General features: G+C 62.7%; 19 protein-coding genes and 2 tRNA genes. 17 read left to right on the top strand and 4 right to left on the bottom strand.

Translation table 11 applies throughout. From position 1 onward, the window contains the following. The first annotated feature begins 109 nt into the window (after window positions 1-109). The 7 genes from M6D32_RS12700 (at window position 110) to M6D32_RS12670 (ending at window position 6,703) form a co-directional block, all read left to right on the top strand. On the top strand, window positions 110-1,000 hold the full coding sequence (locus tag M6D32_RS12700) for a MurR/RpiR family transcriptional regulator (RefSeq protein ID WP_298256572.1): 891 nt from the start codon (window positions 110-112) through the stop codon (window positions 998-1,000). Continuing rightward, window positions 997-2,328 (top strand): aspartate aminotransferase family protein, encoded by a 1,332-nt coding sequence (locus M6D32_RS12695; protein WP_298256571.1) that lies wholly within the window; start codon window positions 997-999, stop codon window positions 2,326-2,328. Before M6D32_RS12700 ends, M6D32_RS12695 begins: the two co-directional genes overlap by 4 nt. Before the next feature lie 38 nt (window positions 2,329-2,366). Continuing rightward, complete coding sequence (locus M6D32_RS12690; RefSeq protein ID WP_298256568.1) at window positions 2,367-3,266, top strand: transporter substrate-binding domain-containing protein; 900 nt, start codon at window positions 2,367-2,369, stop codon at window positions 3,264-3,266. Window positions 3,267-3,353: 87 nt separating this feature from the next. Beyond that, entirely contained in the window at window positions 3,354-4,082 is a 729-nt protein-coding gene (locus M6D32_RS12685) for an amino acid ABC transporter permease (protein WP_298256566.1), read from the top strand. Then, window positions 4,079-4,765 carry an amino acid ABC transporter permease gene (locus tag M6D32_RS12680; RefSeq protein WP_298256563.1) on the top strand — a complete coding sequence of 229 codons (687 nt, stop codon included), beginning with the start codon at window positions 4,079-4,081 and terminating at the stop codon, window positions 4,763-4,765. The genes M6D32_RS12685 and M6D32_RS12680 overlap by 4 nt, the downstream gene beginning before the upstream one ends. Continuing rightward, window positions 4,765-5,493 (top strand): amino acid ABC transporter ATP-binding protein, encoded by a 729-nt coding sequence (locus M6D32_RS12675; RefSeq protein ID WP_298256561.1) that lies wholly within the window; start codon window positions 4,765-4,767, stop codon window positions 5,491-5,493. The genes M6D32_RS12680 and M6D32_RS12675 overlap by 1 nt, the downstream gene beginning before the upstream one ends. 109 nt (window positions 5,494-5,602) lie before the next feature. Beyond that, the gene (locus M6D32_RS12670) at window positions 5,603-6,703 is read left to right on the top strand and encodes an amidohydrolase family protein (protein ID WP_298256559.1); all 1,101 of its coding nucleotides are present in this window, start codon (window positions 5,603-5,605) and stop codon (window positions 6,701-6,703) included. A gap of 70 nt (window positions 6,704-6,773) precedes the next feature. On the opposite strand, the gene M6D32_RS12665 is transcribed toward M6D32_RS12670, so the two are convergent. The 3 genes from M6D32_RS12665 to M6D32_RS12655 all read right to left on the bottom strand — a co-directional run bounded on the left by M6D32_RS12665 (window position 6,774) and on the right by M6D32_RS12655 (window position 9,347). Then, window positions 6,774-7,829 (bottom strand): MBL fold metallo-hydrolase, encoded by a 1,056-nt coding sequence (locus M6D32_RS12665; protein WP_298256557.1) that lies wholly within the window; start codon window positions 7,827-7,829, stop codon window positions 6,774-6,776. 246 nt (window positions 7,830-8,075) lie between these two features. Further along, window positions 8,076-8,816, bottom strand: a complete 741-nt coding sequence (locus tag M6D32_RS12660) for an outer membrane beta-barrel protein (RefSeq protein WP_298256555.1) — start codon at window positions 8,814-8,816, stop codon at window positions 8,076-8,078. A gap of 456 nt (window positions 8,817-9,272) precedes the next feature. Continuing rightward, window positions 9,273-9,347: transfer RNA gene (locus M6D32_RS12655), tRNA-Thr, on the bottom strand. Between the two features lie 208 nt (window positions 9,348-9,555). Here M6D32_RS12655 and M6D32_RS12650 point away from each other — a divergent pair. The 10 genes from M6D32_RS12650 to M6D32_RS12605 all read left to right on the top strand — a co-directional run bounded on the left by M6D32_RS12650 (window position 9,556) and on the right by M6D32_RS12605 (window position 17,484). Then, window positions 9,556-9,738 (top strand): hypothetical protein, encoded by a 183-nt coding sequence (locus tag M6D32_RS12650; protein ID WP_298256654.1) that lies wholly within the window; start codon window positions 9,556-9,558, stop codon window positions 9,736-9,738. Between the two features lie 102 nt (window positions 9,739-9,840). After that, a complete protein-coding gene (locus M6D32_RS12645) occupies window positions 9,841-11,532 on the top strand; it encodes an FAD-dependent oxidoreductase (RefSeq protein WP_298256652.1) in 1,692 nt (563 codons plus the stop codon). A 77-nt stretch (window positions 11,533-11,609) separates the two neighbouring features. Then, window positions 11,610-12,101, top strand: a complete 492-nt coding sequence (locus M6D32_RS12640) for a hypothetical protein (RefSeq protein ID WP_298256553.1) — start codon at window positions 11,610-11,612, stop codon at window positions 12,099-12,101. Window positions 12,102-12,307: 206 nt separating this feature from the next. Beyond that, a complete protein-coding gene (gene murA / locus M6D32_RS12635; RefSeq protein WP_298256552.1) occupies window positions 12,308-13,597 on the top strand; it encodes a UDP-N-acetylglucosamine 1-carboxyvinyltransferase in 1,290 nt (429 codons plus the stop codon). A 159-nt stretch (window positions 13,598-13,756) separates the two neighbouring features. Then, the gene (gene hisD / locus M6D32_RS12630; RefSeq protein WP_298256549.1) at window positions 13,757-15,052 is read left to right on the top strand and encodes a histidinol dehydrogenase; all 1,296 of its coding nucleotides are present in this window, start codon (window positions 13,757-13,759) and stop codon (window positions 15,050-15,052) included. Beyond that, window positions 15,049-15,543 (top strand): UPF0262 family protein, encoded by a 495-nt coding sequence (locus M6D32_RS12625; protein WP_298256547.1) that lies wholly within the window; start codon window positions 15,049-15,051, stop codon window positions 15,541-15,543. The genes hisD and M6D32_RS12625 overlap by 4 nt, the downstream gene beginning before the upstream one ends. 113 nt (window positions 15,544-15,656) lie before the next feature. Beyond that, on the top strand, window positions 15,657-16,121 hold the full coding sequence (locus M6D32_RS12620) for a low molecular weight phosphatase family protein (RefSeq protein WP_298256545.1): 465 nt from the start codon (window positions 15,657-15,659) through the stop codon (window positions 16,119-16,121). A 247-nt stretch (window positions 16,122-16,368) separates the two neighbouring features. Further along, on the top strand, window positions 16,369-16,992 hold the full coding sequence (locus M6D32_RS12615; protein ID WP_298256650.1) for a Maf-like protein: 624 nt from the start codon (window positions 16,369-16,371) through the stop codon (window positions 16,990-16,992). Then, entirely contained in the window at window positions 16,982-17,176 is a 195-nt protein-coding gene (yacG, locus tag M6D32_RS12610; protein WP_298256543.1) for a DNA gyrase inhibitor YacG, read from the top strand. The genes M6D32_RS12615 and yacG overlap by 11 nt, the downstream gene beginning before the upstream one ends. A gap of 232 nt (window positions 17,177-17,408) precedes the next feature. Further along, window positions 17,409-17,484 (top strand) — tRNA-Phe (locus M6D32_RS12605). 34 nt (window positions 17,485-17,518) lie between these two features. Here the strand turns inward: M6D32_RS12605 and M6D32_RS12600 are convergent. Then, entirely contained in the window at window positions 17,519-18,613 is a 1,095-nt protein-coding gene (locus M6D32_RS12600) for an HD domain-containing phosphohydrolase (protein ID WP_298256541.1), read from the bottom strand. Between the last annotated feature and the right edge of the window lie 404 nt (window positions 18,614-19,017).

Genomic DNA, 19,017 nt, shown 5'->3' with positions numbered 1-19,017 from the left:
AACATTGGGATGCGGCTGCGCTCCGGACGGCCCGCGATTCAATTGAATTGGTTTAGCGAGAATTGAAACAATTGTTGCAATGGCGGCCGGCCGGGGCCTAGGATTGACAATGGACCACGGCCCGCTGACCGAACGCATCATCCAGACGTTCGACGACATGCCCTCTCAATTGCAGGCGGGCGCGCGCTACGTGCTCGATCGTCCGCGTGACGTGGCACTGCTGTCGATGCGCGAGCAGGCGCGGCAGGCCGGCGTGCAGCCCGCGACGATGACGCGGCTCGCCAAACGTCTCGGCATGGATGGTTATGACGAGGTGCGCGAGCTTTATGCCGCTGCCGTGCGCGACGGCGGTCTTGGCTTTGCCGGCAAGGCCGGCGTGCAGGTCATCAGTCAGAAATTGAAGGGCGACAAGGCGCTGGCCGCCGACATGCTGGCGTCGATCGGTCATCAAATCCAAAAACTGGCGACGCCCGCTGGCTTGGACCGGCTGGTGAACGCCGCCAGGGCGCTGGCGTCAGCCCGTCGGATCTATTGCCTTGGATTGCGGTCGAGCCACTCGATCGCCTGGCATCTCCATTATGTGCTGAGCCTGGTTGGCGACCGCTCGGTTCACATCGAGGGTATCGGCGCTACCGGTTCAGATGTGCTGGCGCGCGCAACGCCCAGGGATGTCCTGCTGGTCGCAAGCGTGATGCCCTATACGCGGCTGACCATCGAGCTTGCGGAATATGCGGTCGCGCAAGACATCCCCCTGATCGCGGTCACCGACAGCGAGGTCGCGCCGCTGGCGCAGATTGCGCAGCACACCATCATCGTTTCGACCGAGAGCCCGTCGTTCTTTCATGCGATGTCGCCGGCCTTTGCCGCGGCCGAGGTGCTTGGCGCGATCATTGCCGGTCGCGGCGGCGACGCAGCGCTCGCTTCGCTGCGGCACTCCGACGGGCATCTCGCCGCACTCAACACCCACCTCAAATCGAGAAACAACAAGAAGCCGTCATGACCCACATCCTTCATCGCTCCGCCAATGCCAAAATGCCGGTCGCCGTCGGCGGCAAAGGCATCGAATTGTTCGACCAGAACGGCAAGAGCTATATCGATGCATCCGGCGGCGCCGCGGTGTCCTGTCTCGGCCACGGCCATCCCGACGTGATCGCAGCGCTTCACAAGCAACTCGACGGACTGGCTTACGCCCATACCGGCTTTTTCACGACCGAAGTCGCCGAACGCCTCGCCGACCGTCTGGTCGAGACCGCGCCCAAAGGCATCGACCATGTCTATCTCGTCAGCGGCGGATCGGAGGCCATCGAAGCAGCGCTGAAAATGGCGCGGCAATATTTCGTCGAGAAGGGCGAACCGCAGCGGCGGCACATCATCGCGCGGCGTCAGAGCTACCATGGCAACACGCTGGGGGCGCTTGCCACCGGCGGCAATGAATGGCGCCGCTCGCAATTCCGGCCGCTTCTGATCGAGACCCATCATATTGATCCCTGCTTTGCCTATCGCTGGCAAAGGGCCGGCGAGAGCGATGCCGACTACGCGGCGCGCGCCGCGCAGGCGCTCGAAGACAAGATCCTCGAACTCGGGTCCGATCAGGTCATCGCCTTTGTCGCGGAGACCGTGGTCGGCGCGACTTGCGGTGCGGTGCCGCCGGTTGCCGACTATTTCAAACGCATCCGCGCCATCTGCGACCGATATGGCGTGCTTCTCATTCTCGACGAGGTCATGTGCGGCATGGGCCGCACCGGAACGCTGCATGCATGCGAACAGGATGGCGTTGTGCCGGACCTGATGGCGATCGCCAAGGGGCTGGGCGGCGGTTATCAGCCGATCGGCGCCACCTTGCTCAGCGACAAGATCTTTGAGGCCTTCTCCAAAGGCTCGGGCTTCTTTCAGCACGGCCACACCTATATGGGCCACCCGATGGCGGCGGCGGCCGGGGTTGCCGTGCAGGACATTATCCGCCGCGACAAGCTCCTGAACAACGTGATGGCGATGGGCAGCCATTTGCAGCGGCGCCTCGAAGAGCGTTTTGCCAATCATCACCACGTCGGCGACATCCGTGGCCGCGGCCTGTTCCGTGGCGTGGAACTCGTCTCCGAAGTCGATTCCAAAAAACCCTTTGCGCCGGAATTGAAGCTCAACGCGCTAGTGAAGCGCGAAGCCATGGTGCGCGGCCTCTGCGTCTATCCGATGGGCGGCACCATCGACGGCGTGCAGGGCGACCACGTTCTGATCGCGCCGCCCTTCATCATCAACAAGGAGCAGGTCGACACGGTTGTCGAACGACTGGGCGATGCGGTCGATGCCGCGATCGCTGCGGTCAAATAAGGATCGCGGAACGCGTTATTCGAAGAGGGGAGTACATCATGAAGAGATCCGTCATCAGCCTCGCGCTGGGCCTGCTGTTGTTTGCGCCGTTGACAGCCTCGGCCCAGAGCCTGGGTCCGACACTGCAGAAGATCAAGGATGCCGGCACGATCACGATAGGCCACCGCGACTCCTCCGTGCCGTTTTCCTATCTCGACAACAATCAGAAGCCGATCGGGTTTTCGCTCGAACTGTGCGATCTGGTCGTGGCGAAGATCAAGACGAAGCTGAACAAGCCGGATCTCAAGATCGCCTACCAAGCGGTCAACTCGTCGAACCGCATTCCGCTGGTCAAGAATGGCACCGTCGATATCGAGTGCGGCTCGACCGCCAATACCATCGCGCGTCAGCAGGAGGTCGCCTACTCCGTGATCTTCTACGCGCCGCAATTCAAATGGATTGCGCTCAAATCCTCCAATCTGAAAACCACCGACGACCTCAAGGGCAAGGCGGTAGTCGTCACGCAAGGCACCAACACCTCGCAGTTCGTCGCCAAGCTCAACGCCGCGAAGAATCTCGGTATGAAGATCCTGCAGGGCAAGGACCACGCCGAGTCGTTCCTGCTGGTCGAGACCGGCCGTGCCTCGGCCTTTATGGAAGACGATATTCTGCTGGCCGGGCTAAAAGCGAACGCTCCGTCGCCGGACAATTTCGTGTTCTTGAGTGACGCTTATCCGAGCGATCCCTACGGCGTCATGATGGCCAAGGGCGATGGCGAGTTCAAAAAGCTGGTCGACGATGCGTTGGTCGCGGCGATGAAGTCCGGCCTCTACGACAAGCTCTACACGAAATGGTTCGAGAGCCCGATTCCGCCGAAGAACATCAATTTGAAATTCCCGCAATCGGAAGGACTGAAAGCGCTGATCAAGAACCCGAGCGACAAGGCCGTCGGGCAGTGACACAAGGCGCGAGGAGCGGCGACGGTTGTTTTCCCCCTCTCCCCGCAAGCGGGGCGAAGTAATCGGAGTTTCAGGAGGCGGACGCCGATGTCCTTGCTGTTCGAGACGACCCCCGACGGCGTTGGGCGATATATCGACTGGATCTGGAGCGGCCTTGCCTGGACGCTGTCGCTGGCGTCCGGTGCCTGGATCATCGCACTTGTCGTCGGCACGCTGGTCGGCGTCGCGCGCACGCTACCGGGTGGAATCTGGCCGAGGCTCGGCAGGGTCTATGTCGAGACCTTCCGCAACATCCCCCTCCTGGTACAGATGTTCTTCTGGTATTTCGTGCTGCCGGAGATTCTACCCGCGCGCCTTGGACTTGCCATCAAGCAAATGGATCCGCCGTGGAGCGGCTTTGTCCCGGCGCTGGTTTGCCTCGGCCTCGTCACCGCGGCGCGGATCGCCGAACAGGTCCGTGCCGGAGTCCAGGCGCTTCCGACCGGACAACGTGCGGCGGCCTCCGCGCTCGGCTTCGGCCGCGGTGGCATGTACCGCCTGATACTGCTGCCGCAGGCGTTTCGCATCATCCTGCCGACGCTCACCAACGAATTCATGACGATCTTCAAGAACACGTCGGTGGCACTGACGATCGGGCTGGTCGAACTGACCGCGACCGCCCGCGAAATCAACGAGAACACCTTCCGCACCTTTGAAGCCTACGGCGTCGTCACGCTCGTCTATCTCGTCATCGCGCTGCTCGCCTGGTCGTTGATGTACTGGATCGAGCGGTCGGTGCAGCTGCCGAGCCTCGTTAGCGGGAGTGCGCGGAAATGAAGGTCGATCTTTCCGCCGTCGCGTCCGTTGCGCCGTTCCTGCTGTCGGGACTTCTGTTCACGATTCAGATCACGGTGGTTGGCGTGGCCGGCGGCATCGTGTTTGGCAGCCTGCTGGCGGTAGCGCGGCTCTCGCCCAACCGTTTGCTTTCGGCCTTCGCGACCGCCTACATCAATCTGATGCGATCGATCCCGCTGATCATGGTGATCTTCTGGGTCTTCTTCCTCGTGCCGTGGGCGATCGGATGGCTGGTGAACCATGGTCGCCCGGTTGCGGTCGGCGCGTCGTTGACGATTTACGCGACGTTCGTATTGTTCGAGGCGGCCTACTACGCCGAAATCGTGCGCGCCGGCTTCCGCTCGATTTCGACCGGGCAGTACGCGGCCTGCGAGGCGCTCGGGCTCTCCAGGTTTCACGCCTATGTTTACATCCTTTTTCCGCAGGCCATCCGCAACGTGCTGCCGATCCTGCTCACGCAGACCATCATCCTGTTTCAGGACACCTCGCTGGTTTACGTCATTTCCGCGACCGACCTCCTGGGTGCAGCGACCAAGATCGCGCAGCGCGACGGCAGTCTGGTCGAGATGTATCTGACCGTCGGCGTCGTCTATTTCCTGTTCTGTTACGCCGCCTCGCAGCTTGTGAAATGGCTGCAAGGCCGCCTCGCTTATGGAGCCCGCTGATGATCTCGATCAGCCATGTGTCGAAATCGTACGGCTCGTTTCAGGTCTTGAAGGATTGCAATGCCGAGGTCGCCCGCGGTGAAGTCGTGGTGATCTGCGGTCCATCAGGCTCGGGCAAAAGCACGCTGATCAAGACGGTGAACGGGCTCGAGAGCATCGACGCCGGCGAAATCAAGGTCGGAGATTTCCTCCTGGCACCCCGTGTCACTCATATGGCGGCGCTGCGCCGCTCGGTAGGCATGGTGTTCCAGAGCTTTGAGCTGTTTCCGCACCTGAGCGTGCTCAGCAACGTGACGATTGCGCAAACCAAGGTCTTGAAGCGGCCGAAGGCCGTCGCGGAGGAGAAGGCACGCGCCCTGCTGGCGCGGGTCGGGCTCTCCGCCCACATCGCGAAATACCCGGCTCAGCTCTCCGGCGGACAGCAGCAGCGCGTGGCGATTGCGCGGGCGCTGGCGCTCGATCCGGAAGTGATGCTGTTCGACGAGCCGACGTCGGCGCTCGATCCGGAGATGGTCAACGAGGTGCTGGACGTCATGACGTCGCTCGCCAAGCAGGGCATGACCATGATCTGCGTCACCCACGAGATGGGCTTCGCCCGCAACGTCGCCAACCGGGTGCTGTTCATGGACGGGGGTGAAATCGTCGAGACGGCGGGTGCGGCAAAGTTCTTCAATGCGCCGGCCTCCGAGCGCGCCAAGGCCTTCCTCGCCCGAATCCTCAAGCACTGACCGGTCGATCGAAACGCGACGCCTTGCCCACGCCCTGCGGTCTGTCTTACGATCCCCCATCAAACCGCCGCCGATCGCGCGGGGAAACAAAAAGATCGGGGTAAACGTCATGACAACGCGCCGCGAATTTCTCAAAACAGGCACGCTTGCCGCGAGCGGCATTTTCTTTTGCGGCTGCGGCCTCTCGCGCCGCGCCCATGCCCAGCAGCCGGCGCGGCAAAAACTCCCGGTCACGGTGAACGGCAAGCGGGTCAAGACCATCGACGTACATTCGCACTGCAATTTCCACGAGGCAGGCGCGCTGCTCGGTGATGAGGGGCGCAGGCGACCGGCTAGCCCGGTCAACGGGGCCGAGGAGACCTTTATCGATCTGAAGCAGCGACTTGCGGCGATGGACGCGCAGGCCGTCGATATGGAAATCCTGTCGATCAATCCGTTCTGGTATGACAAGGAGCGCGATCTCGCCGCGCAAATCGTGAAAATCCAGAACGAGAAGCTTGCCGAATTCTGCGCGGCGCATTCGGACCGCTTCGCGGCGTTCGCCTCGCTCACCTTGCAGGCGCCTGATCTCGCCGTTCAGGAACTCGAGACCGCGATCAGGAAGCAGGGCCTGAAGGGCGCCGCGATTGGCGGCTCCGTCAACAGTGTGGATTTTTCCGATCCAAAATTCCACCCCGTCTGGGCCAAGGCGGAAGAGCTGGGGGTGCCCTTGTTCATCCATCCGCGCGGCATACCCGAACTCAGGAGCAACCGGTTCGCCGGCAATGGCTGGCTCGACAACATGATCGGCAATCCGCTGGATACGACGATCGCGCTGTCGCATTTGATCTTCGAGGGCACGCTCGATCGCTTTCCCGACCTCAAGATCGTCGCCGCGCATGGCGGCGGTTATCTCGCGTCCTATGCCGATCGCGCCGATCATGCCTGCTTGGTCGGCCCCAAGAAGTGCAATCCCGATATCAAGCTGAAGAAGAAGCCTACGGAATATCTGAAGCAGGTTTACTTCGACTCGCTGGTCTTCACGCCCGAGGCGATCCGACATCTCGCAGCCCAGGTCGGCGCGAGCCAGATCATCCTCGGCAGCGACTATCCCTATCCCTGGCAGCTCAGCCCGGTGGACCACATCTTTGCGTGCACGTCGCTCAGTGACGAGGAGAAGGCCGATGTTCTCGGCCGGACCGCAGCAAAGCTGTTCAATCTGCAAGCCTGAGGGTTCGAGGCGCTGCCAGCGCGACGCCCGTGAGCCGGGGGCGCTTACGAAAGCGCCGGCGTTGCGCGGCTTATGTCGTCTTGTAGTGAAACATGCCGTCGGTCTCCTCGACGGTGAGGCGGCCCTCGACCAGCATGTAGTTCACATGCGCGACCAGTTCGCCGGCGGCAAACCCCATCTGGTGGGCGTCGAGCACATGCTTGTGGAATACGACCGGCACCAGCTCCGCCGATGTCTTCGGCGTTTCCCGGCAGGCATCCGCGATCAGCCGGCAGCGCTCTTCATGGTGATCGGCGAGCTGCTTGATCCGCGTCTTCATCCCGTAGAACGGCACGCCGTGTCCGGGCAGCACCAGGAGATCATAGGGCAGGGTGGTGGTGAGGCTTGCCAGCGAAGCGAGATATTCGCCGAGCGAGTTCTGCTCGGGCTCGACCGCCCAGACGCTGACGTTGGGGGAAATCCTGCTCAGCACCTGATCGGCCGACAAGAATAGCTTGTCGGCGGCGCAATAGAGCATCACCTGGTCGAGCGCATGGCCGCCGCCGGTGATGACCTTGAAGCGGCGCGTGCCGATCGAAATCTCATCGCCATGCGAGATGCGGCGGTAGGACGCCGGCAAGGTCGACACCCGCATCAGATAGTCCTGGCCGCGCCCGAGCAGTTTGTCGGTCAGGTTCTCGTCCATGCCATGGCGGCGGAAGAACAGGCGCTGCGCCTGCTTGCGTTCTTCGGTGCCGCGGTTCTGGTGATAGACCGATTGCAGATATTCGACCTGCGACATGTAAAGCGGGCAGCTGAAGCGCTCGACCACCCAGCCGGCCAGTCCCACGTGATCGGGGTGCGAGTGCGTGACGATCAGCCGGCTGATTGTCAGGCCGGCGAGGGGGCCCTCGAACAGAGCGGTCCAGGCGGCGATTGTTTCCTCATTGCCGAAGCCGGAATCCACCATCGCCCAGCCGTCGCCGTCGGCGAGCAGGTAGATGTTCACGTGGTTGAGGCGAAACGGCAGCTTCAGGCGCACCCAAAGCAGGCCCGGCATGACCTCCACCACCTGGTCGGGGCCAGGATGGTTTTCCCAGGGGTAGCGCAATGCCTCTGCCGAGGACTGGATGGCGTCGTTCTTCATCGTTTCGGGTCTTTCCTGTTATCGACTTAACCGCACTATCGGCGCGGCGCCAGCCGAAAACGCGGATGCTGCACCGGCAAAAGCTGAGGACCTCCAGTTGTCGACGGGCTCTTGGGCCGTCAAATCCAATCATGGCTGAATGCTGCCAGACGTTGGGAGGCGAACACGCTCGGCTTTTCGCGGCCCACAAAAACAAAAAGGCCGGCACGAGGCCGGCCTTTTCTAACCGAGTGATCTTGCGAAGGATCAGTACTTCGCGACCACCGGACCTCCCCAGTTGAAGCGGTAGTTGATGCCAGCCTTCACGACGTGGTCATCGGTGCGGAAGCTGCCGAACGGCACCAGCGCGGCGGGCGTGCTGAAGCTCGAGCTGCCGAAGTTGTAGTACTGATACTCGATCTTGCCCGACCAGTTCTGGGTGAACATGTATTCGAGGCCGCCACCGACGGTCCAGCCGTTGCTGCGGTCGCCCGTGAGGCCGAACGCAACCGGCGCGCCCGCGCCGCTCACCAGCGACTCGTTGTTGTCGGCGAAGGCGTAGCCGCCTTTCACGTAGAGCAGGCCAGGACCCCAAGTGTAGCCGAAGCGGCCCGTGACGGAGCCGAGACCACGCTGGTTGTTGTTGTAGATGCTGCCATTCGGGAAGATGCTGCTGCCGTTGTTGCCGCCAATCCAGGAGTACTCGGCTTCCGCACCGATCACCCAGTTCGGAGCGAACTGATAGTCGGCGCCGCCCTGCAGACCACCAAGGAAACGGCCGTTGCCGTTATTGCCGGTAGCCAGGCCGCCGAAATTGGTGTTGCTCGAGAACACGCCGCCGAGATGGCCGCCGATGTAGAAGCCGGTCCAGTTATAGAGCGGAGCGGCATAGGCGGGCGCCTTGGTATAAACCGGCGCGCGCTGGCGCGCGGGAAGGTCGGCGGCAAGTGCTGGCACGGTCGCGCCGAGGGCGACAAGAGCCACAGTTGCGAGAAGAAACTTTTTCATTGTTGGTCTCCAGAGAATAGTCCGTTTGTCAGATCGCGCGCCTTCTGCGCCCGTCCATGGCGCGCACTTAGACAGCTTTTGAGCAAAAAGCTGTCACTGAGAGGACACACTCGGGGATAACCCAACATATTGGGGAGCAACACGAATTCGTGCTTAATGATGGGCTAATGAAGTCTTAGTGACGCCTTAATTTCCGGTCGTCCGACACAGCCGGCTGGTCACAGTGGGAACCTTTCATGGCGCGGCCGAAAAATGAAAAGAGGTCCCGAAATCGAGAGCGTTCGAAGGCGAAGCCTTCGAAATCTGCTCGGTGAGGTGCGGGGTGTCCGCGGTACTCGCAACGGCCGGCGAACTAAAAGACGCGCGTCCAATTCGTCAGGGGCACTTTCGCATCTGCGCCGGCGGTCGTCCGGACGGGCTCAATCTACATCGACGCGCCGTCGTATGTTGGCTGGCTGGTGCTGCCGGACAGGATTGAACTGTCGACCTCTCCATTACCAATGGAGTGCTCTACCACTGAGCTACGGCAGCATGCCCCTGGATCAGAATCGGCCGAAAAGGGCTCTACGGAGCGGGCGATCCTTGCCACAAGGCCAGGGAGCGCGCAAGCGCGGGAAATCCCGCCGTCAGCCGAAATAGCCGCAATTGACCCCCATAACGGAATACTGCCTTGTTCCTGCAGCGATTGCTGTCGGAGCGGGCCAAATGCGAGATGGCGGCAGAGGCAAGCAGGTCGACCATGAACGATGACGCAAATGGAAGCGGGCGGCCGGCCGGCGAGGCCAGGCGGGACAAACGCGAGGATCGGCTGAAACTGGCATTGCGGGAAAATCTCAAGCGGCGAAAGTCGCAAGCCCGCGAGCGGGCGGATTCCACGGTGTCGTCTCCGGCTTCCGATGAGATGCCTCGCGACGGAGAGTAAATCCCGGGCAAATAGCCGGTTGGCCGCCGCCGCCCGGCAGGGAATATCTTCGACGCCACGGGTTTTCCGGATGAGGTGGTGAGAATGTCAGAACAGTCCATCATGGGACAAGAAGCGAACGGGAGCGCCAGCCTCGCCAGCGCCTTCCCTCGCTACGAGCAGACTTTTCCAACACTGACCGCGCAAGAGATCGCGCGGATCCGCCGGTTCGGCGAGGAGCGCAACTACCGGCACGGCGAAGCCCTGTTCGAGACCGGCAAGCAAGGGCCCGGCATGTTCGTCGTGCTGTCCGGCAACGTCGCCATCACCCATCGCGACGGGTTTGGCCGTGTCACGCCGATCATCGACCAGGGGCCAGGCCAGTTCCTCGCCGAGATCGGTCAATTATCCGAGCGCCCGGCCCTCGTCGATGGCCACGCGGAGGGCGACGTCCGCACGCTTCTCATCTCGCCCGAACGCCTGCGCGCGCTGATGGTTGCCGAAGCCGATCTTGGCGAACGCATCATGCGCGCGCTGATCCTGCGTCGTGTCAGCCTGATCCAGGGTGGTGCCGGGGGGCCGGTTCTGATTGGTCCGGCGAATTCCGCCGGCGTCATCCGCCTGCAGGGTTTTCTTACCCGCAACGGCTATCCGCATCATCTGCTCTGCCCGCATGCCGATGCCGACGCGGCCGAGGTGATTGCGCGATATTCACCCTTGCCGGAAGATCTGCCGCTCGTGGTCGTGCCGGACGGGACGGTGCTGCGCAACCCGCGCGAAGCCGAACTCGCCCGCGCCATCGGCATGGTGCGCGCGGTTCCGAAAGACAAGATTTACGACGTGGTCGTGGTCGGCTCGGGTCCGGCCGGAATGTCGACCGCGGTCTACGCCGCCTCGGAAGGTTTGGCGGTCGCGGTCTGCGATACGCGGGCGTTCGGTGGGCAGGCCGGCGCCAGCGCCCGGATCGAAAACTATCTTGGTTTTCCGACCGGCATTTCCGGGCACGCGCTGATGGCGCGCGCGTTCAACCAGGCGCAGAAATTCGGTGCCGACATCATGATCCCGGTCGAGGTGAAGTCGCTCGATTGCTCGCGCGCGGACGGTGCGTTCGGCCTTGTGCTCGACAATGGCGACGTGGTGCGCTCGCGCTCGGTCGTGATCGCGAGCGGCGCGCGTTACCGGCGGCCTGAAATCGCAAGCCTCGCGGATTTCGAGGGCCGCGGCGTCTGGTACTGGGCTTCGCCGATCGAGGCGCGTCTGTGCACCGAACAGGAGGTCGTGCTGGTCGGCGGTGGCAACTCGGCCGGTCAGGCGGCGGTGTTCCTGTCGGGTCATGCGCGCAAGGTCAACATGGTGATCCGCGGCGGCGGTCTCGGCGCGAGCATGTCTCGCTATCTGATCGAACGTATCGAGGCAGCTGCCAATATCGAACTGATCTTCAATGCGGAGGTCACCGGGCTCGAGGGCAGCATGGAGGCCTCGCTCGAACGGGTCCGTTGGCGCAGCCGACTCGCGCCCGAAGAGATGCAGTTTGATGCCCGCAATCTGTTCCTGTTCGTCGGCGCCGATCCCGCGACCGGATGGCTTGAGGGATGCGGCGTGACTGTCGATCGCGCCGGCTTCGTCGTCACGGTCGCGCAAAATGGTGGCGCGCATCCGGCCTCGGCGCTTGAAACCTCGGTGCCCGGCGTCTTCGCCGTTGGCGACGTCCGCTCGGGTTCGGTCAAGCGCGTCGGAGGTGCGATCGGCGAGGGCGCCCAGGTGGTTGCCGCCCTGCATGCCTATCTCAACGACTCGGCACGGCCAGCCCTGTAGGTGCTGGCCGGCTTGCCGTAGCAATTGCAACGGATCGGCCGTAGCATCACGCCATTCAAAGCAGGGGGGAGTGCGCCATGACGCTGGGTTTAAGCTTGCAGGCTGTCACGATATTGCACGTCGTCATCAGCCTGATCGGGGTGGTTTCGGGCCTCGCTGTGTTGTTCGCCCTGTTCAAGTCGCAATCGAAGCCGGGCATGACCGCGCTGTTTCTGATTTCCACGATCCTCGCCAACGCCACCGGCTTCATGTTCCCGTTTACGAAGCTGTTGCCCTCGCACGTCATTGCCATCATCTCGCTGGTCTTGCTCGCGATCGCCTGCTTTGCACTTTACGGCAGGAAGCTCTCCGGCGCCTGGCGGCCGGTCTACCTGACTACCGCGATCACCTCGCTCTACCTCAACGTCTTCGTGCTGGTGATCCAGAGCTTCCTGAAGATCGGCCCGCTGCATGAGCTGGCGCCGAGCGTGCCGCCAAGTGAACCGCCGTTTGCGGTCACGCAAGGCGCGGTTCTTGTGCTCTTTATCCTCGCCATCATCGCTGCGGTTCGGCGTTTCCGCACGGCTTGACTGCGACAGGGCATTCAAGGCTAGGCCGGCGCATCCCGTCCGCTCAGACAACCCTGCGCCGCGATTCGCCCGGCAGGGCCTGTTGAAGGGCCGTCTCCCATCAATTCGCCGCAAAGGTAAAGGCGTTTGGTTCTCATGAATTGAACGATTTGGGTTAGACGCTGCATTCGCCCTATAGCTCGCCCCATTGAAAAACAGGCATTGGCATGGATCGCATTCGCATCATCGGCGGTAACGCGCTCAACGGTACCATTCAGATTTCCGGCGCCAAGAATGCCGCACTGCCCTTGATGATCGCGGGTCTTTTGACTGACGAGACGCTGATCCTGGACAATGTTCCGCGGCTCGCCGACGTCGCGCAGTTGCAGCGGATTCTCGGCAACCACGGCGTCGATATCATGTCGGCCGGAAAGCGGCCCGGCGACCGGGAGTATCAGGGTCAGACGCTGCACATCTCTGCCGCCAACGTCATTGACACCACAGCTCCCTATGAACTGGTGTCGCGGATGCGCGCCAGCTTCTGGGTCATCGCACCGCTGGTGGCGCGGATGCGCGAAGCCAGGGTATCGCTGCCCGGCGGCTGCGCCATTGGCACGCGGCCGGTCGATCTTTTGATCATGGCGCTGGAAAAGCTCGGCGCCGACATCGCGATCGATGGCGGCTATGCCGTTGCGAAAGCGGCTGGCGGACTTAAAGGCGCGGAGATCGATTTCCCCAAGGTGACGGTCAGCGGTACCCATGTCGCACTGATGGCGGCAACGCTGGCGAAGGGGACGACCGTCATCACCAACGCCGCCTGCGAGCCGGAAATTCTCGACGTCGCCGATTGCCTCAACAAGATGGGCGCGCGCATCACGGGTGCCGGCACGCCGCGGATCGTCATCGAGGGCGTGACCAAGCTTCACGGCGCGCGGCACACGGTGCTGCCCGATCGCATCGAGACCGGCACTTATGCGATGGCGGTCGCGATGGCCGGCGGCGACGTTCAATTGAGTGGCGCGCGGGCGGAACTGTTGCAGGCCGCGCTCGACGTCTTGTCGCAGGCCGGCGCGGTAGTGACCGCCAATAACGAAGGCATTCGCATCGCCCGCAATGGCGCCGGTATCAATCCGGTGAAGGTGTCGACCGCGCCGTTCCCGGGCTTTCCGACCGATCTCCAGGCCCAGCTGATGGCGCTGATGACCTGCGCCAGGGGTGCCTCCGAGATCACCGAGACGATTTTCGAGAATCGCTTCATGCATGTGCAGGAGCTGGCGCGGTTCGGCGCACGGATCCAGCTCGATGGCGAAACGGCAACCATCCACGGCATCGGCCAGTTGCGCGGCGCACCGGTGATGGCCACCGACCTTCGCGCCTCGGTGTCGCTGGTCATCGCGGGGCTCGCCGCCGAGGGTGAGACCATGGTCAACCGCGTCTACCACCTCGACCGTGGTTTTGAGCGGCTGGAGGAAAAGCTCTCGGCCTGCGGCGCCCGCATCGAGCGCATCAGCGATTAGGCGTAAACCCTAGACGTTCTTGGAAATGAGGAATCTCGGTATGCCACGCGGCGGGTAACCGCCGACCGGGGATGGATAAAGGTTGACGGCGATTTGGCCTCGCGCCATGGCGCAGAAGCCTTTATTTAGGTCTTTAACGTCCTTTGCCAGAAAGCCGCTATGCCCGTCCTGCTCGATACCACCAGCGCCGATTTTGCGACGGAATTCGCCGCGTTCCTGGTTATGAAGCGCGAGGTCGCGGCCGATGTCGAGGCGGCCTGCCGCCGCATCGTCGACGACGTGGCCGCCCGGGGCGATGCCGCCCTGATCGATGCGACAAGCCGGTTCGACCGGCTCGACCTCGACGCCTCAAAGCTTCGCGTCAGCGCGGGCGAAATCGAACGGGCCGTGACGGCGTGTGACCGCGAGACCGTCGCTGCGCTCGAGCTGGCGCGCGAGCGCATCGAGACTTTCCACCGCCGGCAGTTGCCGAAGGATGAGCGCTTTACCGACGCGCTCGGCGTCGAGCTCGGCTGGCGCTGGAGCGCGATCCAATCGGTCGGACTCTATGTTCCGGGCGGTACCGCAGCCTATCCGTCGTCGGTCCTGATGAACGCAGTGCCGGCAAAGGTGGCCGGTGTCGATCGTGTCGTGATGGTGGTGCCGTCGCCGGACGGCAGGCTCAATCCGCTGGTGCTGGCGGCTGCGAAGCTTGCCGACGTTTCGGAGATCTATCGCGTCGGCGGTGCGCAGGCCGTTGCAGCATTGGCCTACGGCACGGCGACCATCGCGCCGGTCGCCAAGATCGTCGGGCCCGGCAATGCTTATGTCGCAGCCGCCAAGCGACTGGTCTTCGGCAAGGTCGGCATCGACATGATCGCAGGACCGTCCGAGGTCCTGATCATCGCGGACAAATCCGCAAATGCCGCGTGGATCGCCGCCGATCTGCTGGCGCAGGCCGAGCACGATGCCAATGCGCAATCGATCCTGATCACCGATGATGCCGATCTGGCGAGCGATGTCGCGCGCGCCGTCGAGATGCAGCTTTCGACCCTGCCACGGGCGGAGATCGCGCGGGCGTCCTGGCGGGATTTCGGCGGCATCATCAAGGTGAAGACAATCGATGAATCGGTCCGCCTGGCGGACGCGCTCGCCGCCGAGCATCTGGAAATCATGACGGCGGATCCTGAAAGCCTGGCGGCGAAGATCCGCAATGCCGGCGCGCTGTTTCTCGGACCGCACACGCCGGAAGCGATCGGCGATTATGTCGGCGGCTCCAATCACGTGCTGCCGACGGCGCGCTCGGCGCGATTCTCTTCCGGCCTCGGCGTGCTCGACTTCATGAAGCGAACGTCGGTGCTCAAATGCGGGCCCGATCAGTTGCGCCAGCTTGGCCCGGCGGCGATGACGCTAGGCCAAGCCGAGGGCCTCGAGGCCCATTCACGCTCTGTCGGGATACGCCTCAACCTGTCATGACCACGCCGCCGCCACGAGACGATTCCAAAAACCGCATTGTCGCGGTGACGCTCGATGAGGAATCGATCGGCCGTTCCGGTCCGGATATCGAGCATGAGCGTGCGATTGCGATCTATGACCTGATCGAGCAGAACCTGTTCGCGCCGGAAGGCGTCAAGGACGGACCGTTCGCGCTGCATCTTTCCATCACCGGTAATCGCCTCGCCTTCGATATTCGCCGCGAGGACGGCGGCCCGGTGGTGGCGCATCTGTTGTCGCTGACGCCGTTCCGGCGAATCGTGAAAGACTATTTCATGATTTGCGACAGCTACTATCAGGCAATCCGCACCGCGACGCCGGACCGGATCGAGGCGATCGACATGGGCCGCCGCGGCATCCACGATGAAGGATCTCACACCCTGCAGGAGCGGTTGAAGGGCAAGGTGCGGGTCGATTTCGAAACCGCCCGCCGCTTGTTCACGCTGATCTGCGTCCTGCACTGGAAGGGGTAGCGCATGACCCCGACCCGAAGGGCCGCGTTGGCGCAAAGTGGGCATCGACTTTCTATTGCGACAAGCGCAAGGCGCGTTGGCGCGGAGGTCATGCGCCAACCGAACGAAATCTGATGGCGGCGCCGCCCTCGCGCGCTCCGCAAGCCGTGCTGTTTGCCTGCGCGTTCAACAGTGTCCGCTCGCCGATGGCGGAAAGCCTGCTGCAGCGGATGTTCCCGCAGGCGCTGTATGTCCGCTCGGCCGGCGTCAGGAAGGGAGAGCTCGATCCGTTCGCGGTCACCGTGATGGCTGAGTTGGGGCAGGACATCTCCCAGCACAGGCCGATGACATTCGAGGAGCTGGACGACTGGGAAGGTCTCAATTTCGATCTCATCATTACGTTGTCGCCGGAAGCGCACCACAAGGCGCTTGACCTGACGCGAACGCTCGCGGCCGACGTCGAATACTGGCCGACGCCAGACCCGACCGGCAACGACGGTAGCCGCGAACAGAAACTCGATGCCTATCGCGAGGTTTGCGACGGCTTGCTGCTTCGTATCCGCAAGCGGTTTTCGAAGGTCAGCGCGGCGAGCGGCTGACGAGGGATATAGAGCCGGGCGAATCGGTTCCGCAGCCGGCACCCGCTGAGACAATCCGCGAGGCCGCGGTGCATCTTCGTGACCTCGGGATGTCAGCGCCGCCGTGCATGCTTCAAGGGATTCCGGGCCGTTGATGCCGCGCCGTTTGTCGCGGCCGCGACGAATGCATGGTTGTCTCGGCGTGAGCCTTCCGATAGGTTCCGCGCGCATTCAGCGCTTTCCTCCAATCCTCGCCGACCCCGCCCGCATGCTTGGCCGCCCCAAACTGGTTCTCGCTTCAGGTTCGCCGCGACGTCTCAGCCTGCTCAACCAGGCCGGAATCGAACCGGATGCGTTGCGTCCGGCCGATGTCGATGAAACGCCCCGGCGTGGCGAGCTGCCTCGCGCCTGCGCCAACCGGTTGGCCCGCGCCAAGGCCGATGCCGCGCTCAAGTCGGTGCATCTCGACGATGAACTGCGCGGTTCCTTCATTCTTGCCGCCGACACGGTAGTCGCGGTCGGCCGGCGCATCCTGCCGAAGGCCAACCTGGTCGATGAGGCCGCGCAATGCCTTCGGCTGTTGTCGGGCCGCAATCACCGCGTCTACACCGCAATCTGCTTGGTGACGCCAAAGGAATCGTTTCGCCAGCGTCTGATCGAAAGCCGTGTGCGCTTCAAGCGGCTCTCGGAAGACGACATCCAGGCCTATATCGGCTCCGGCGAATGGCGCGGCAAAGCCGGTGGCTATGCCGTGCAGGGCATCGCCGGGTCGTTCGTGGTCAAGCTGGTCGGCTCCTATACCAATGTCGTCGGCCTGCCGCTTTATGAGTCGGTGACGCTGCTCGGCGGCGAGGGGTTCCCGATTCGCTTCGGCTGGTTGAATGCCAGCTAAGCGGTCCGGCAATGCGTCGGCGGAGAGGACGAAGGCGAGGCCGTGCCCAATCTGCGGCAAGCCTTCCATCAAGGAAAACCACCCGTTTTGTTCTCCCCGCTGCCGGGATGTCGATCTCAATCGCTGGCTGTCGGGCTCCTATGCGATCCCGGCGCGCCCCGATGAGGACGACGACAACGATTGATCGAATTATAAATCGTTGATGGTTTTCAATGATTTATCAGGCGTCCCAATGCTGATCTTCAGGCGGTGGCGGATGCGCTTCGCGGCCGGTCTGAATCGCAGCTTGGCTGCGCCAAGCCGTTCCGGCTTCGCCCTTCGGGCTAGGCCGGACAGGCAGGCGAAGCGTGGTGGACAGGACAGATTGTCCTTACTATAAACCGCCGCTCCCTCCCGCCTTTCAGGCGAACGGGAACGCCCAGGTAGCTCAGTTGGTAGAGCATGCGACTGAAAATCGCAGTGTCGGTGGTTCGATCCCGCCCCTGGGCACCATGAGCTTCTTTGCCACCTTGCCGCCGTTGGCCGCCTATGAGCAATTGGCAAACGCGGCTTCTCTTTCAGTCTCATCGATGACTGGTTGCGGTGCTGCGGCTTTGCCGGTGGCAATCGTTGTGACTTCCTCCCATCGCGCCAGGAAGGCATCGACGCAGGCGGGGTCGAATTCATATCCCCGCTTTTGCAGAAGATAGTCGCGCGCGGCCGCAAGCGGCATCGCGTCCTTATAGGGCCGCTTTGTTGTCAGCGCGTCGAATACGTCCGCCACCGTCACGACCCGGGCCGCGGCCGGAATCTCCGTTCCCTTGAGACCGCGCGGATAACCGCTGCCGTCCCAACGCTCGTGATGGGCGATGGCAATGATCGCGCCGAGCTGAATGAGTTCGCAATGACTGTCGGCGAGAATACGCCCGCCAATTTCAGCGTGAGTCCTGATGACAGTCATCTCGGCCGCATCCAGCTTGCCCGGCTTCAGCAGAATGTTGTCGGGGATGGCAACCTTTCCGACGTCGTGGAGCGGTGCCGCGAGATAGATGTCCCGGCAAAGTCGCGGCGGCAGCCCAAGCTGTTCGGCGATGAGGCGGCTGTACCGGGCGACCCGCAGCGTATGTTCACCGGTGTCGTTATCGCGGTATTCCATCGCGAGCGCCAAACGGAGAATGATCTCCTCCTCGCGCTCGTGAAGTTTTTGCGTGGCCGTCGCGACTTCGCCTGCCAAATGGACGGCACGGTCGTTGAGTTTTCGAACCGCGACGCCAAGCCGGATCAGGTTGCGCAACCGCACCTGCATCTCGAGGCTCTGCGCCCGCTTGGGCAGAAAGTCGGTAGCCCCGGCTTCGAGCGCCTTCATCCTCACTTCGTCGATCTCCATCGAGGTGATCATCGCAATGGGGATGTCGGCAAGGGACGGGACCGCGCGAAGCGCCCGGATCAGGGAGATGCCGTCCATGTTCGGCATTTCATAATCCACCAGCGCGAGATCGAATTCGCCGTTGTGCGCCGCCGCGAGCGCGTCCAACGGATTCAGGAAGGCGGTTACGCGAACCGTGCCTTCGGCCTCGATATGCCGCTTCAGAAAATCGAGGACGGAGCGGCTGTCATCGACGAGAAGCGCTTGGGTCAGCATCGGTTGGTATCGCCGCCGGCTTGGAATTCAGTGGGGAAACGTCGAAGAAGCGCCCGCACCGTAGTCCAATCGGCTTAACGCGGCGCTAAACGGCCACGCACAAGTTTCGGCCCGCTCGCTCAGGCATCGCGAGGAAAAATTTGCGAGTTCCTTTCTGCGGCCAGCAGCACTAGACGCATGAGTCTGCATCATTGCAGCATTGTGGAAGCCGCATTGCTCACTGCTTCAAGCTCGCGCGGAAAACCTTGCGCGCCCGCGGTAAATTGCGTTCCGCCGATGAAATCCGAAGCTGCTCCCGTAGTTTTACCGAACGTCCCATTAGAGGTTTGCTAACCAGCGATTGTAACAGTCATTTCACGGATTCGTACAACGCAAACGCGACTTCACATCCGCGGGGAAACACC

Origin of the sequence: Bradyrhizobium sp. (assembly GCF_027307225.1) — a bacterium.
Taxonomy (GTDB): Bacteria; Pseudomonadota; Alphaproteobacteria; order Rhizobiales; family Xanthobacteraceae; genus Bradyrhizobium.
The sequence above is the reverse complement of the archived record's forward strand: the minus strand, read 5'-3'. Positions and strand labels throughout refer to the sequence as shown.

Bases quoted from the DNA above. Each gene is read 5' to 3' on its own strand.
- M6D32_RS12700 (WP_298256572.1), top strand. From the start codon at position 110: ATGGACCACGGCCCGCTGACCGAACGCATCATCCAGACGTTCGACGAC.
- M6D32_RS12695 (WP_298256571.1), top strand. From the start codon at position 997: ATGACCCACATCCTTCATCGCTCCGCCAATGCCAAAATGCCGGTCGCC.
- M6D32_RS12690 (WP_298256568.1), top strand. From the start codon at position 2,367: ATGAAGAGATCCGTCATCAGCCTCGCGCTGGGCCTGCTGTTGTTTGCG.
- M6D32_RS12685 (WP_298256566.1), top strand. From the start codon at position 3,354: ATGTCCTTGCTGTTCGAGACGACCCCCGACGGCGTTGGGCGATATATC.
- M6D32_RS12680 (WP_298256563.1), top strand. From the start codon at position 4,079: ATGAAGGTCGATCTTTCCGCCGTCGCGTCCGTTGCGCCGTTCCTGCTG.
- M6D32_RS12675 (WP_298256561.1), top strand. From the start codon at position 4,765: ATGATCTCGATCAGCCATGTGTCGAAATCGTACGGCTCGTTTCAGGTC.
- M6D32_RS12670 (WP_298256559.1), top strand. From the start codon at position 5,603: ATGACAACGCGCCGCGAATTTCTCAAAACAGGCACGCTTGCCGCGAGC.
- M6D32_RS12665 (WP_298256557.1), bottom strand. From the start codon at position 7,829: ATGAAGAACGACGCCATCCAGTCCTCGGCAGAGGCATTGCGCTACCCC.
- M6D32_RS12660 (WP_298256555.1), bottom strand. From the start codon at position 8,816: ATGAAAAAGTTTCTTCTCGCAACTGTGGCTCTTGTCGCCCTCGGCGCG.
- M6D32_RS12650 (WP_298256654.1), top strand. From the start codon at position 9,556: ATGAACGATGACGCAAATGGAAGCGGGCGGCCGGCCGGCGAGGCCAGG.
- M6D32_RS12645 (WP_298256652.1), top strand. From the start codon at position 9,841: ATGGGACAAGAAGCGAACGGGAGCGCCAGCCTCGCCAGCGCCTTCCCT.
- M6D32_RS12640 (WP_298256553.1), top strand. From the start codon at position 11,610: ATGACGCTGGGTTTAAGCTTGCAGGCTGTCACGATATTGCACGTCGTC.
- murA (WP_298256552.1), top strand. From the start codon at position 12,308: ATGGATCGCATTCGCATCATCGGCGGTAACGCGCTCAACGGTACCATT.
- hisD (WP_298256549.1), top strand. From the start codon at position 13,757: ATGCCCGTCCTGCTCGATACCACCAGCGCCGATTTTGCGACGGAATTC.
- M6D32_RS12625 (WP_298256547.1), top strand. From the start codon at position 15,049: ATGACCACGCCGCCGCCACGAGACGATTCCAAAAACCGCATTGTCGCG.
- M6D32_RS12620 (WP_298256545.1), top strand. From the start codon at position 15,657: ATGGCGGCGCCGCCCTCGCGCGCTCCGCAAGCCGTGCTGTTTGCCTGC.
- M6D32_RS12615 (WP_298256650.1), top strand. From the start codon at position 16,369: ATGCTTGGCCGCCCCAAACTGGTTCTCGCTTCAGGTTCGCCGCGACGT.
- yacG (WP_298256543.1), top strand. From the start codon at position 16,982: ATGCCAGCTAAGCGGTCCGGCAATGCGTCGGCGGAGAGGACGAAGGCG.
- M6D32_RS12600 (WP_298256541.1), bottom strand. From the start codon at position 18,613: ATGCTGACCCAAGCGCTTCTCGTCGATGACAGCCGCTCCGTCCTCGAT.